13 protein-coding genes are annotated in these 13,712 nt (G+C 68.4%); 4 read left to right on the top strand and 9 right to left on the bottom strand.

Annotation, left to right across the window (positions count from 1 at the left end; translation table 11 throughout):
- Nucleotides 1-799 (top strand): DUF5110 domain-containing protein (locus I71_RS32495; RefSeq protein ID WP_042704051.1); only part of this gene is annotated, 799 nt, incomplete at its 5' end.
- 462 nt (nucleotides 800-1,261) lie between these two features.
- On the opposite strand, the gene pstB is transcribed toward I71_RS32495, so the two are convergent.
- The 7 genes from pstB to gloB all read right to left on the bottom strand — a co-directional run bounded on the left by pstB (nucleotide 1,262) and on the right by gloB (nucleotide 9,694).
- Nucleotides 1,262-2,074, bottom strand: a complete 813-nt coding sequence (pstB, locus tag I71_RS32490) for a phosphate ABC transporter ATP-binding protein PstB (protein ID WP_042704060.1) — start codon at nucleotides 2,072-2,074, stop codon at nucleotides 1,262-1,264.
- Nucleotides 2,075-2,127: 53 nt separating this feature from the next.
- On the bottom strand, nucleotides 2,128-3,009 hold the full coding sequence (gene pstA, locus I71_RS32485; RefSeq protein WP_083897507.1) for a phosphate ABC transporter permease PstA: 882 nt from the start codon (nucleotides 3,007-3,009) through the stop codon (nucleotides 2,128-2,130).
- Nucleotides 3,010-3,014: 5 nt separating this feature from the next.
- On the bottom strand, nucleotides 3,015-3,998 hold the full coding sequence (pstC, locus tag I71_RS32480; protein WP_042704049.1) for a phosphate ABC transporter permease subunit PstC: 984 nt from the start codon (nucleotides 3,996-3,998) through the stop codon (nucleotides 3,015-3,017).
- Nucleotides 3,999-4,106: 108 nt separating this feature from the next.
- Nucleotides 4,107-5,174 carry a phosphate ABC transporter substrate-binding protein PstS gene (pstS, locus tag I71_RS32475; RefSeq protein ID WP_042704057.1) on the bottom strand — a complete coding sequence of 356 codons (1,068 nt, stop codon included), beginning with the start codon at nucleotides 5,172-5,174 and terminating at the stop codon, nucleotides 4,107-4,109.
- A 186-nt stretch (nucleotides 5,175-5,360) separates the two neighbouring features.
- Nucleotides 5,361-7,958 (bottom strand): methyl-accepting chemotaxis protein, encoded by a 2,598-nt coding sequence (locus tag I71_RS32470; RefSeq protein ID WP_244434195.1) that lies wholly within the window; start codon nucleotides 7,956-7,958, stop codon nucleotides 5,361-5,363.
- A gap of 282 nt (nucleotides 7,959-8,240) precedes the next feature.
- Entirely contained in the window at nucleotides 8,241-8,846 is a 606-nt protein-coding gene (locus I71_RS32465; RefSeq protein WP_199902318.1) for a glutathione S-transferase N-terminal domain-containing protein, read from the bottom strand.
- 80 nt (nucleotides 8,847-8,926) lie between these two features.
- Nucleotides 8,927-9,694: a hydroxyacylglutathione hydrolase gene (gloB, locus tag I71_RS32460; RefSeq protein ID WP_042704045.1), complete on the bottom strand. Its 768-nt coding sequence runs from the start codon at nucleotides 9,692-9,694 to the stop codon at nucleotides 8,927-8,929.
- Nucleotides 9,695-9,748: 54 nt separating this feature from the next.
- Here gloB and I71_RS32455 point away from each other — a divergent pair, with 54 nt between their 5' ends.
- From I71_RS32455 to I71_RS32445, 3 genes are all read left to right on the top strand, one after another.
- The gene (locus I71_RS32455) at nucleotides 9,749-10,573 is read left to right on the top strand and encodes a methyltransferase domain-containing protein (protein ID WP_042704043.1); all 825 of its coding nucleotides are present in this window, start codon (nucleotides 9,749-9,751) and stop codon (nucleotides 10,571-10,573) included.
- A 76-nt stretch (nucleotides 10,574-10,649) separates the two neighbouring features.
- Nucleotides 10,650-11,198 carry an alpha/beta hydrolase gene (locus I71_RS32450; protein WP_042704041.1) on the top strand — a complete coding sequence of 183 codons (549 nt, stop codon included), beginning with the start codon at nucleotides 10,650-10,652 and terminating at the stop codon, nucleotides 11,196-11,198.
- Between the two features lie 90 nt (nucleotides 11,199-11,288).
- On the top strand, nucleotides 11,289-12,365 hold the full coding sequence (locus tag I71_RS32445) for a 4-(cytidine 5'-diphospho)-2-C-methyl-D-erythritol kinase (RefSeq protein ID WP_042704039.1): 1,077 nt from the start codon (nucleotides 11,289-11,291) through the stop codon (nucleotides 12,363-12,365).
- A gap of 7 nt (nucleotides 12,366-12,372) precedes the next feature.
- Here the strand turns inward: I71_RS32445 and I71_RS32440 are convergent, their stop codons facing one another.
- Complete coding sequence (locus I71_RS32440) at nucleotides 12,373-12,675, bottom strand: hypothetical protein (RefSeq protein ID WP_244434194.1); 303 nt, start codon at nucleotides 12,673-12,675, stop codon at nucleotides 12,373-12,375.
- Between the two features lie 5 nt (nucleotides 12,676-12,680).
- On the bottom strand, nucleotides 12,681-13,712 hold a 1,032-nt coding region (locus tag I71_RS32435; RefSeq protein WP_049976453.1), incomplete at its 5' end, for an ABC transporter substrate-binding protein.

Below are 13,712 nucleotides of genomic sequence, written 5' to 3'. Positions count from 1 at the left end.
CGCGCAGCCGGTCGTCGACCACCAGCACCTTGGCGTGGACATAGATGCCCTCGAGTTCTGTTCCTTCTGGCCGCGCTTCATGATGAACAGCTGGAACAGCGACGGTGTCACCACGCTGCCCTGGATGCATCCGGAGGTCATCGACCCGATCCGCGAGGCGATCCGCCTGCGCTATCGCCTGATGCCCTATCTCTACACCCGGATGTGGCGGGCGGCGGAGGCGGACGAGCCGGTGGTGCGCCCATTGTTCTATGACTTCCCCGACGATCCCGGCGCTGCGGCGACCGAGGACGCCTTCATGCTCGGCCCCGACCTGCTGGTGGCGCCGGTGCTGGAGCCGGGGGCGGACAGCCGGTCGGTGCGGCTGCCCGAGCATCCCGGCGGCTGGTACCTGTTCCATGACGGCACCTCTCATCCGGGCGGAGCGGTCGCGACGGTGGCGGCCCCGCTCGGCCGCGCCCCGCTGTTCGTGCGGTCCGGCGCCCTGCTGCCGCTGGCCGCGGCCGGTCAGCGCATCGATCCGGCGACGGACAGCGAGCGCGACCTCGTCCTCTATGGCAATGCCCAGAGCGGCACGGCGCTGCTCTATGACGACGACGGCGACACCGCCGCCTGGAAGGACGGCGCCGGGCTGGTCACCCGCATAACCATGGAGCGGACCGGCGGGATTGCGATGATTTCCGCCACCGCCACCGGCGGCTACCGGCCGGCATGGCGCAGCCTGCGCCTGCGGTCGGTGGGCGGGCCGGCACCGCAGCCGGGCAAGGTCGATGGCGCCGCGATCAGGCTGGAGGTGTAGCGCTTGGCTTTGCCGCATTGGAGTCTATCTGGTGCTTCAATAAGCACCAGATAGACTCCAAGCTTTTGGTTTTCCGTGTGAGTGACGCTTCATTCGATACCGCTTGAATCGATCATGCTCTGGAGCCTGTCTGTTTCAAATAGCGGCACAACCGCCATGCCGGATCATGCGGCTTCTGACCGATCCCGACCGCCGTCGCAAGCGAAACACTGAACTGCTGCGCCACCGCGCGGGTCGCCAGGCCCGTGGCCAAGGCCGCAGCAATCCGCTGATGAAGATCCACAGACAACGAATGTGCCATAATGGCTGGCCTCCTAATCAGCCAGTCCTTTGGATCACATATCCGCTACCTGGGGAATCCCTCTCCAAATTCAGATACAGACAGACTCCAGAAGCGAAAGACCCCCGCCACCGGATGGCAGCGGGAGCCTTTCGCTTTGCAAGGCTTTGGCGCGGACGGCGTCAGCCGAAGCGGCCGGTGATGTATTCGGACGTCTTTTCCTTGGTCGGGTTGGTGAAGATCTCTTCCGTGTTCCCGAACTCGATCAACTCGCCCAGATACATGAAGGCGGTGAAGTTGGAGATGCGGGCCGCCTGCTGCATGTTGTGGGTCACGATGGCGATGCAGTAGTCGGAGCGCAGTTCATCCACCAGCTCCTCGCACTTGGCGGTGGAGATGGGATCCAGGGCGGAGGTCGGCTCGTCGAGCAGCAGGACCGACGGCTTCACCGCGATGGCGCGGGCAATGCACAGGCGCTGCTGCTGGCCACCGGACAGGCTCATGCCGTTCTGGCGCAGCTTGTCCTTCACCTCGTCCCACAGGGCGGCGCGACGCAGCGAGAACTCCACCCGCTCGTCCATGTCGGCACGGGACAGCTTCTCGTAAAGCTTCACGCCGAAGGCGATGTTGTCGTAGATCGACATCGGGAACGGCGTCGGCTTCTGGAACACCATGCCGACGCGGGCGCGCAGCAGGTTGAGGTCCTGCTTGGGCGACAGGATGTTGTTGCCATCAAGCAGCACCTCGCCGGTGGCGACCTGCTTGGGATAGAGGTCGTACATCCGGTTCAGGATGCGCAGCAGGGTCGACTTGCCACAACCCGACGGACCGATGAAGGCGGTGACCTGACGGTCGTACAGCGGCAGCGAGATGCTCTTCAGCGCCCGATAGCCGTCATAGAAGAAGTCCAGGTTGCGGACAGTGATCTTCTCGGGCAGGCCGGCACCGGCGATGGGGCGCTCGGCAACGGTCCCGGCGAGCATGTCGGGGGGCATCGGGTGGCTGCCGTGAGCGTGGCTGTTGGCGTCCATGTGGGTCATCGTCATGGTTACTTTCTCGTCGTGCCGAGACCGGCCAGCAGCCGGGCGCCGATGTTGAGGAGCAGGATGGCGACGGTGATCAGCAGCGCGCCACCCCAGGCCAGCTGGCGCCAGTCCTCATAGGGCGACATGGCGTACTGGAAGATGACCACCGGCAGGTTGGCCATCGGCGCGTTCATGTCCGCGCTCCAGAACTGGTTGTTCAGGGCGGTGAACAGCAGGGGAGCCGTTTCGCCGCTGATGCGGGCGATGGCCAGCAGGACGCCGGTGATCATGCCGTTGCGGGCGGCACGGTAGGCGACCATGGTGATCACCTTCCATTGCGGCGCGCCAAGGGCGGCAGCGGCCTCGCGCAGGCTGTTGGGCACCAGCTTCAGCATATCCTCGGTCGTGCGGACGACGACGGGGATGACCAGCACGGCAAGCGCCATGGCGCCGGCCCAGGCCGAGAAATGGCCCATGCGGACGACCATCACCTCGTAGACGAACAGGCCGACCATGATCGACGGCGCGCTGAGCAGCACGTCGTTGATGAAGCGCACCACCTCGGCCAGCTTGGTGCCACGGCCGAATTCGGCCAGATAGGTGCCGGCCATGACACCGATCGGCGTGCCGACGAATGTGGCGACCGCTGTCATGATGAGGCTGCCGAAAATGGCGTTCAGCAGGCCGCCCTCGCCGCCCGGCGGCGGCGTGTTCTCGGTGAACAGGCTGAGATTGATGGCGGACAGACCGTTGTAGAGCAAAGTCCACAGGATGGCGACCAGCCAGAACAGGCCGAAGCCGGCGGCACCCAGCGCCAGCGACAGCGCCACTTTATTGGCAATGCGCCGGCGGTGATACAGCCCCCCGATGGGGGTCGCCAGCGTTGCGGAATTGGACATCGTCATGGGCCTCAGACTCCGGCCTTGCGCTGCAGACGCAGCAGCATCAGCTTGGCGATCGACAGCACGGTGAAGGTGATCATGAACAGGATCAGGCCCAGCGCCACCAGCGACGAGGTGTAGACGTCGCCCACCGCCTCGGTGAATTCGTTGGCGATGGAGGCCGAGATCGTCGTACCGGGCGCCAGGATCGAGGAGCTGATGCGGTGCGCGTTGCCGATGACGAAGGTCACCGCCATCGTCTCGCCCAGCGCGCGGCCCAGCCCCAGCATGACGCCGCCGACGACACCGGTGCGGGTGTAGGGCAGCACCACGTTCCACACCACCTCCCAGGTGGTCGCGCCCAGCCCATAGGCCGATTCGCGCACCATCGGCGGCACCGTCTCGAAGACGTCGCGGGTGATGGAGGTGATGAAGGGCAGGACCATGATGCCCAGGATCAGGCCGGCGGTCAGGATGCCGATGCCGTAGGGCGGTCCCATGAACAGGTTGTCCAGGCCCGGAATCTGCCCCAGCGTGGCGATCAGGAAAGGCTGGACCGTCGACTGCATGAAGGGGGCGAAGACGAACAGGCCCCAGATGCCATAGATGATGCTGGGAATGCCGGCGAGCAGCTCGATGGCGACGCCGAGCGGGCGCTTCAACCAGGCGGGGCACATCTCGGTGATGAACAGGGCGATGCCGAAGCTGACGGGAATGCCGACAGCCATGGCGATGACCGACGTCACCAGCGTGCCGTAAATGGGGGCGAGCGCGCCGAACTGTTCGGACACCGGGTTCCAGACCTCGGTCCCGACGAAGCCGAGGCCGAAGGTACGCAGGGCCGGAAGCGCGCCGTCGATCAGGGAAACCATCACGCCGCCCAGGATCAGCAGGACGAGCAGCGCGAAGGCAAGGGTGGCGTTGCGGAAAGCCGCATCCTGCAGGCGCTGGCGGCGGGCCCGTCGGGCGGTGGAGGCGTGTGCGTCGGTCAAGGTCAGCGCGATCTCGGTCATGGCCGCTCCGTGAGGCGTGCGGTGGGGCCGGCGAAATTTCCGTCCCCACCGGCGATCATGCCCCCGGGCGAACCGGCCAGCGGCCCGTCCGGGGTCGGTTGGCCGTCGTTACTTGGCCGACGCGGTCCAGACCGGCTTGCCGTCGGCCTGGATGGTCTGCGACCAGGTCTTCTGGACCAGCGAGACGACCGCTTCCGGCATCGGGACATAGTCCAGCTCGGTCGCCATCTTGGCGCCGTTCTTGTAGGCCCAGTCGAAGAACTTCAGCGCTTCGGCGGAAGCCGCGGCATCCTGCGGAGCCTTGTACATCAGGATGAAGCTGGCGCCGGTGATCGGCCAGCTGCCCGCACCCGGCTCGTCCGTCAGCAGGACGTAGTAGCCCTGGCTGTTGGCCCAGTCGGCGTTGGCGGCGGCGGCCTGGAAGGCCTCGATCTTCGGAGAGACGGTCTTGCCGTCCTTGTTCTGCAGATCGAGGTGGGTGATGTTGTTCTGCTTGGCGTAGGCGTATTCGACGTAGCCGATCGAGCCGTCCGTCTGCTTGACCATGTTGGCCACGCCCTCGTTGCCCTTGGCGCCGATGCCGGCCGGCCACTGGACGGAGGTGTTGGCGCCGATCTGGGTCTTGAACTTCGGGCTGGTCTTCGACAGGTAGTCGGTAAACAGGAAGTTGGTGCCCGACCCGTCAGAGCGGTAGACCGGGGCGATGGCGGTGTTCGGCAGGTTGACGTTGGGGTTCAGCGCCTTGATCTGCGGGTCGTTCCACTTGGTGATCTCGCCCATGTAGATGTTGGCGAGAACGGTGCCCGACAGCTGGACCTCACCGGCCTTGATGCCCTTCAGGTTCACGACCGGAACCACGCCGCCCATGATCATCGGGAACTGGATCAGGCCGGCCTGCTCCAGCTCTTCCGGCTTCAACGGCATGTCGGACGCGCCGAAGGTGACCGTCTTGGCCTTGATCTGCTTGATGCCGCCGCCCGAACCGATCGACTGGTAGTTCAGGCCCGTGCCCGTCTCCTTCTTGTAGGCGTCGGCCCACTTGGCATAGATCGGGTACGGGAAGGTGGCACCGGCGCCCGAGATGTCGGCGGCCGAGGCGACCGACAGCGGAGCGACCGACACGGACAGAACGGCCAGGGCACCGAAGGCGGCGCAGCGAACGAACGCCGAGGTCATGGTTTTCACGGCTAAACTCCCGATAGGTTTGGACGGTGTCGTTGGGTTTTTGGAAAAGCCCGGCCTTGGCCGGATGTGAAACCCGCCTTCTTCGTCGCGGTGACCATAGCCGCCACCGGTGACGGGTTTGTTTTGTTTACGTGTCAGTTTTATGAAACCGACCCGTCGACGACCGGGCCGCGCCACTCATCGCGCAGCCCGGATTTCCTGGAGGAACAGATGCACGGCGGAGCCGAGGTTGGTCGCCTCGTGCGACAGGCTTTCCGCCACATGCAGCACGTCGCCGGCCTGGGTCCGCACCTTCGCGGCGGCCTCCGACAGGCCGGCGACATGGTCCGACGCCGCCTGGGTGCCGACCGCGACGCGGTGGGAGCTGTCGACGATGCTCGACGTGATCACCGCCTGCTCCTCGACCGCCGCGGCGATGGCCGAGGCGTTGGATTCGATGCGCTGGACGCTGCCGGTCATGGTCGCCACCACCTCCGCCGTCTGGCGGCTGGCCGCCTGGGTCGCGGCGATCTGGCGGGCGATCTCGGCGGTGGCCTGGGCTGTCTGGCCGGCAAGGGCCTTCACCTCGCCGGCGACCACGGCGAAACCGCGGCCCATCTCCCCCGCCCTGGCCGCTTCGATGGTGGCGTTCAGCGCCAGCAGGTTGGTCTGGCCGGCGATCTCGTCGATCAGCCCGACGACGGCGCCGATCTCCCCCGCCGTGCTCGACAGGTCGGCGACGGTCGCCTTGACCTGCTCCGCCCCGGCGGCGGTGTCGCCGATGATGCGGGCCGATTCGCCGGTGCGCTTGCTGATCTCGGCGATGGACTGGGAGATTTCCGAAGCGGCGGTCGCCACCTGCTGGATCCCCGCCGCCATCTCGCCGGACAGCAGCATCGCGGCCTCGGCACGGTCGTTGGCGTTGGCGGCGATGTCGGTCAGCGAGCGGGCGCGGGCGGCCATCTGGCGGGCGGCCTCGGCCAGCGTCTCGACGCTGCTCAGCACGTTGCGCTCGAACTGGTCGGCGATCTCCAGCATGCTGGTGCGGCGGGCGGAGGCGGCGTTGCGGCGCTCGATCTCCACCTTCTCATGCGCCTCCTCCATCGCCCGGGCGTTGGCGATGAAAACGAACAGCGCGCGGGCCATGTCGGTGATCTCGTCGTTGCCCTCGGCCTTCTGCTCCACCGTCAGGTCGCCGTCGGCGACCCGGCGCATGGCGGCGGCCAACGTCTCCATCCGGCCGACGACGCGGCGCCCGACATAGAGCGAGACGATCAGCCCGGCCAGCAGCACGCCGGCGGTCGCCAGCAGGAACTGGATTTCGTTGGTGCGCTCCAGCGCCTCATGGGCGGCGGCGGCACCCTCGGCGGCGGCCCGTTCGGCCGACTGGACCAGCCCGTCGACCATCGCGGTCAGAGCGGCGCCGGTGCTGCGGTTGCTGTCGATCAGCCCGGCATTCTCGGCATAGGCCGCCAGTTCGCCGGTGCGCAGCGCCAGGATGCCGTCGGTCCCGAACCCCAGATCGAGCAGCCGTTCGGCGAGCTTGCCGGTCTCCGCCCCCAGATCGTCCTTCGAGTCCTGCAGCGTCTTGCGGATGGTGGCCGCCAGCGGGTCGAGCATGCGGCGGGCGGCGGCGAGACGGGCCGGCGTCTCGGCGTTGCCGGCCTCGGCCAGCTTGCCGGCCAGCAGATTGGCGTCGGCCATCAGGCCGCTCAACACGGTGTAGCGGTGCTGGGCCGCCGGGACGGTGTTGGTGGACAGATCCTGCATCCGCTCGGCGATGGCGTTGCCGGCCTCGGCGATGCGGCCGCGCGAATTCAACATCAGCGGCAGCATGCGGGTGTTGGCTTCGCGGTCGAGCCGGACGATATCGTCGACGCTGGCGGTCAGAGACTCGGCCAGCTTGCGCGCCTCCGCCTCCGGAATTCCCGGAGTCAGCTGGCGGACGCGGCGGGTGTAGACGCTCTTGTCATCGCCGCCGAAGTCGGACAACTCGCTGATCGCCGCGACGACCGGGGCCGCCGCCTCACTTTTGGCCAGCGGACGGAGCGCTCCCTGCAGGTCGGACAGGGCGGAGTCGAAATCTGTGGACAGCGACATCACCTTGGAGCGGTCGGTCTCGAAGGCGCCGATCAGCAGGGACTTGGCCAGGGCCGCTTCGGCGCCGCGCAGCTGGAACAGCGGGATCACCGTCTGTCCCAATTCGGCCCCGATCACCGCGGAGGATTCGGAGGTCGCCTGCACCATCGCGGCGATCGCCTGGGCCAACTGCTCGCGTGAGGCCTGCATGTCCGGCTTCAGCGCGGCGAGCAGTCGGGCATGCGCGTCGCTCAGCTCGGCCAGCCGGCCGCTGCGTTTCTCCTGCAAGGTCAGCCGCCGCCCCGTCGCCGTCGCCAGCGCATCGATGGTGCCGAGCAGGGAGCGCGCGGTGCCGGTCAGCTCGGCGACGCGGCCGGCATCGCCATGGCCCCCGGACAGTTGGGCAAGTTGCCCGTCCAGCGCCCGGCGCTGCTCGGCCACCGCGCCGCGCAGCCGGGTCAGATCCTCGTCGGAGGACGCGGCGTCGATCAGCGGACCCAGCGCCAGCACCCGCGCCGTGGTGGTCGCAAGCCCATGGGCCGCGCTGAGCACCGGGACCTGGGTGCCGGTGATGTCGGCGACATGGTCGCGGACGGCGCCGTAGGACATCCAGCCGACCACCGCCGCGATGCAGGGCAGTGCCGCGACGGTTCCGAAGGCGATCAGCATCTTCGACTTGATGCCGGACCGTCGGCGCTGGTCGATAGGCTTTGCCATATGGGCCACCCGTGGCTTGGAGGTTGTCCGGACAGCGCCCGCGGTTCTCCGCGGAACGTCCGGCGCCATGGGTAGCCCTTCTGGTTGGATGAATCGGTGACGGTTGGATGAAGTTTTCGCTACGCACAATCGAAATAGTTCAGCGCGCGGGAAATTTTCCGTCACGCTGCCGGCCATGGTGAATCGAGTGTAAACAGCAGCGAAGCAAAAGCGGCGCCCGACGATGCCGGACGCCGCCTCTTTACACGCCTTCCGCGTATGTCATTGGCACTATGGCCAGCGTTACACCGGCGGTGCCGTCCGGCGTAGGCTGTCGCGGTCGGATGCCTTGATGAACCATTCCGTCAGCGCCGGGCGGTCCTGGCGCCAATCCTCATGCCCGAAGCGGAAATCGAGGTAACCGAGCGCCACCAGCACCGCCAGACTGCCGATGGTCAACTCACCGTCAAGCGATGCGGCCTCCGCCTCCAGAAGGTCGAGTGAGCGGACGACCGCCTTGCGCTGACGCTCCATCCAGTTGGCCGATTTCTCGCCATCCGGACGCATGGATTCCAACCGCCGCAGGACGGCGGCATCGCAGATGCCGTCGGCGACAGCCTGCAGGCGCAGTGCCGCCCAGCGCCTAGGCCCGGCCGGCGGGAACAATGGGGACCGGTCGCCCAGAGAATCGAGATATTCGGCGATCACCGGGCTGTCGAACAGGGTGGTGCCGTCCTCAAGCGTCAGGGCGGGGACCTTGCCCAGCGGGTTCTCCTTCGGCAGATCGGTGTCGGCCGACCAGGGATCGGTCGTCACCCGTTCCACCCGGTCCTCCAGCCCGCGTTCGATCAGGACCATCATCACCTTGCGCACATAGGGCGAGCTGGGACTCCAGCGCAGCTTCAACATGGATATTCCTTCCGCATTGTCTGTTGACGACAGGCTAGCGTCCGACAGGAGGGCCGGTCCACCGCTTCGACCGGCAGCCCTCATCCGCGGAAATGGTCCTTGCGCCGGCGCAGCTCGGCGAAAACCTCCACAGCCGGGGCGCCGACCATGCCGATGGCGGCCTGAACGCCGGGATCGTCGGCGCGCAGGAAGGGATTGGTGCGCCGTTCCGTGCCGATGGTGGTGGGGAGCGTCGGCCGGTTGCGCTCGCGCAGGTCGGCCACCTCCTCCATCCGCTGATGCAGGGCGGCGTTGGCGGGATCGACGGTCAGCGCGAAGCGGCCGTTCGACTGGGTGTATTCGTGACCGCAATAAACGCGGGTATGGTCGGTCAGCGCCCGCAGGCTTTGCAGCGACTCCCACATCTGGGCCGGCGTGCCCTCGAACAGCCGGCCGCAGCCCAGCGAAAACAGCGTATCGCCGCTGAACAGCGTCTCCGCCGCCTCGAACCAGAAGGCGATGTGGCCGCTGGTGTGGCCGGGCACGGCGAAGACGCGCGCCGTCTGCTCGCCGAACACCGTGCGGTCGCCGTCACCGAGCATCACGTCCAGGCCGGGGATGCGGTGGGCGTCGGCGCGGGCGCCGACCACGCTGGCGCGGTAGCGGTCCTTCAGCGCCGCCGCCCCGCCGATATGGTCGTCATGGTGATGGGTCAGGAAGATGTGGGTCAGGGTCCAGCCACGCCGCTCCAGCTCCGCCTGCACCGGCGCGGCATCGCCGGGATCGACCACGCCGACCTTGCCGGATGCCGCGTCGCGCAGCACATAGATATAGTTGTCGGCGAAAGCCGGAACGAGAATGACCTCCACGGCAGCGGACTCCCTGCTGTTGCGATGCGAAACCCGTGTTACGCTTGGGACACCATGTACACTGATATCGTCGATCTGAGGGAGTTCTACGAGTCCGGATTGGGGCGCACCGCCCAGCGGATGATCCGCCGGCGCATCCGCACCATCTGGCCGGACGTCCGCGACCAGATCGTGCTGGGTGTCGGCTACACCACCCCCTACCTGCGTCCCTTCATGGGCGAGGCCGACCGGGTGGTGGCGGTGATGCCGGCCAGCCAAGGAGTCAGCTTCTGGCCGGCGGAAGGGCCGGGCATGGTGGCGCTGGGCGACGAGGCCGATCTGCCCTTCGGCGACAACACCATCGACCGAGTGCTTCTGGTTCACGGGCTTGAGGGCACCGAGCAGCTGCGGCCGATGATGCGCGAGATCTGGCGCGTGCTGGCCGGCGGCGGCCGGGTGCTGGCGGTGGTGCCGAACCGCCGCGGCCTGTGGGCGCGCGCCGACTGGACGCCCTTCGGCCACGGTTTTCCCTATTCCGCCTCGCAACTGAAACAGGTTCTGCGCGACACCATGTTCGTGCCGGAACGCACCCGCCATGCCCTGTTCATGCCGCCCCTGCGCTCGCACTTCCTGCAAAAGACCGCGCCGGCCTGGGAAGAGGTCGGCGGGCGCTGGTTCAAGGCCTTCGCCGGGGTGACGATGATCGAGGCCTCGAAGCAGATCTTCGCCGGCGTGTCGCGCCGGGCGGCGCAGCAGCCGGTGAAACGCCGGCTGATCGTGCCGCTTCCGGGCGGTGCGGCCCCCGCTGCCCGCAGTGGCAGTGCCCGCACCACCATTGCCGGCGCCACCCTGCCCGGCGGCGACTCCGTCGATTGCCAGCAGCCCTATCCGCGGACCTGATCGATTACGCGGCCCATCGGCGATCCGCTGGCCGAGGCCGCTGCCCGGCCCGCTTTGCGAATGAAGAGTTGAAAGAATGACGCAGCCGACCGTTCTGGTGCTTCCCGGCCTCGGCAACTCCGGTCCCGACCATTGGCAGAGCTGGCTGGAAGGCCGGCTGCCGGCCCTGACCCGTGTCGATCTCGGCGATTGGGACGCCCCGGATCCGGACCGTTGGGTGGAGCGTCTCGACTCCGCAGTCCGCGCCGCTCCTGGCCCCGTGGTGCTGGTGGCGCACAGTCTGGCCTGCATCCTCGTCCCGCGCTGGGCCGCGGCCAGCGACGCGGCCGACAAGGTTGCCGCCGCACTGCTGGTCGCGCCGCCCGATGTCGAGTCGCCCGGAACCGTGCCGGCCGAGGCCTGCCGCTTCGCCCCGGTGCCGACCGATCCCCTGCCCTTCCCCGCGGTGGTGGTCGGCAGCCGCAACGATCCCTACTGCACCGCCGCCCGCGCCTGCGGCTTCGCCGCGCTGTGGGGGGCCGACTTCATCGATGCGGGCGAGGCCGGCCACATCAACACCGCCAGCGGCCACGGCCCGTGGCCGATGGGTGAAACGCTGCTGAGAGACCTGCTGGCCCAGATCTGAACCCTTGCTCCGAACCGCCCCCTTGCCGCTGCGGGCGAAAGGGTGCGACACAGGGGGCGTCGTCGCGCGCCCGCCAGCGGATTGGAGCTTATGACCGGCATTCCCATCGTCGAGGCCGCCCCGGCCAAGCTGAACCTTTATCTGCATGTCACCGGCCGGCGTGCCGACGGCTATCACGAACTCGACAGCCTCGTCGCCTTCGCCGAGTATGGCGACAGCATCGCCCTGACGCCGGGCGCGGCGCGGGTGACTCTGCGCGGCGCCGATCTGCCGCCGGCTGGCCCGCGTCTGGCCATCGCCGGCCCCTACGGCCCGGCCCTGATGGGCGAGAACCCGGCCGGCAACCTGGTGATGCGCGCCGCACACGCTTTGGCAGCCCGGTTGGGCCGCGAGGCCGACGTGATGATCGCGTTGACCAAGGCGTTGCCGGTCGCCTCTGGGATCGGCGGTGGATCGGCCGACGCCGCCGCCTGCCTGCGGGCGCTCGCCCGGCTGTGGGGCGTGCCAGCCGACGATCCGGCGCTGTTCGCGGTGGCTGCCGGGCTGGGCGCCGACGTGCCGGTCTGCGTCGCCGGCCGCAGCTGCTATTTCGGCGGCATCGGCGACCTGCTGGACGAGGCGCCGGATCTGCCGGAAACCCATGTGGTGCTGGTGAACCCGAACGTCCCGGTGCCGACCCCGGCGGTGTTCAAGGCGATGGCCGCCGCACGCGCCGGCAACGGCCCCGGCAATGGCTCTGGCAATGGCTCTGGCAGCGGCGCCGGCTTCTCCGCCCCCGCCCGCTTCACCCGACGGCCGGCCGACGCAGGCGACCTCGCAGCCCTGTTGCTGGAGCGGACCAACGACCTGACCGCCCCGGCCCTGACGGTGGCGCCGGTGATCGCCGATCCGCTGGCGGCGCTGGAACGCAGTGCCGGCTGCCTGATCGCCCGCCTGTCCGGCAGCGGCGCCACCAGTTTCGGCCTCTACGCGACGGCGGCGGCGGCGGAGTCGGCAGCCACGGCCATTGCGGCCGCTGCCCCCGGCTGGTGGGTCAAGCCGACCCGCCTGCTCCCCACCCCGGCCGGTGCCCCTGCCCTGCCGCGCGGCATCGTCGCCGATCGGGCCGCAGCGGTTCCGCCGCCTTCCGTTCCCTTCCCCGACACCGGCGGCTGGGGCGTCGGCTGACCCGGGCTTACGCCCGCATATAGCCCCAGCCGTCCGCCTGCGCCTCGGCGATGTCGAGGACGCCGGCGGCGACCACCGTCAGCCCGTCCGCGGTCCGGCCGGTCTTCGCCAGCGTGTTGCCGCAGACGCGCAGGAACCGGTCGGTCTCCGCATCCGGGCCGTCGAGCGCCGCAGCGACGGCGCCGGCATTGACGACGATGCGCACCTCCGCATCGGGCCGTGCCTTCAGCAGGTTGCGGGCATTGTTCCTCGCCCGCTCCAGCGCGGCCGGGGTGGGGGCGTGGATGACCAGCCGCAGGTTGGAAGCCATGTCCGTCATTTTCCCATCGCCGCATCATGGAAGGAGAAGTCGAACAGCGCGTCGACATCCACCGGTTCGGTGATCTGGTCCAGGGACTGCTGGAAAGTCTGCATCCGCTTGGTGGAGTCCAGGATCACCCGCGGATCGTCGACGAAGGTCGTTGCGTCCGAGGTCAGCGCCGCCCGCATCACCTCGCGCTCGACCAGCCCCTTGCCGATGATGTCGGTCACCAGCTCCGCCGTCCGGTCCGGATTGGACTTGGCGAAGGCGGTGGCGCGGATATGCAGCTTGACGAGTGCGGCCACGGCGTCGCGGTTCCTGGCGATGGCCTCCTCGGTCACCACGACAACGGCACCCGGCTGCTTGGGGAACATGCTGCCGGCCTTGGCGAGGATGGCGGCGCCCTGCAGCCGCGACTGCACCAGCGTCAGGATCGGCTCCAGGATCGACGCGCCGTCGATGGCGCCGCTCAGCAGGGCCTGCTGCAGGGGCTGCTCGCCCATGCCGACAATCTCGACCTCATCGGGAGCGATGCGGGCGACCTCCGCCATCCAATAGCGCAGCACCGTGTCCGGCACCGACCCCGCCGGAAGCGAGCCGATCTTCGGCCGCCGGCTATTGGCGGCACGGAAGGCCTTGATCCCTTCGGCCGGGCTGGCAGCACCGGCCATCGCCTTCGCCAGCGGACCGCGGCCGATCAACGCCACCTGATCGATGACGTTGGCGGCGACCACCTTCAGCTTGACCCCCTTGGAGCGGGCGATCATCGCCGGGCCGATGCCGACATAGGCGACATCCAGCGTTCCCGACGCCAGCGCCTGGATCATCGCAGGCCCCGACTGGAAGCTGGTGGTCTGCAAGGCCAGCCCGGCCTCCCCGGCCCACCCCTCGCCCGTCAGCACATAGAGCTGGGTCATCGGGATGATCGGGATATAGCCGACACGCAGGCTCGCCGCCGCGAAGGCCGGCGGCGCCAATGACACGGTGGCGCCAGCAAGGCCCAGCGCGCCGGCGCCAATCAAAAGATCGCGCCCGCTGACCTGGTT

This window comes from Azospirillum sp. B506, from assembly GCF_000333595.1.
GTDB lineage: Bacteria > Pseudomonadota > Alphaproteobacteria > Azospirillales > Azospirillaceae > Azospirillum.
This window is presented reverse-complemented; position numbering and strand designations above follow the sequence as displayed.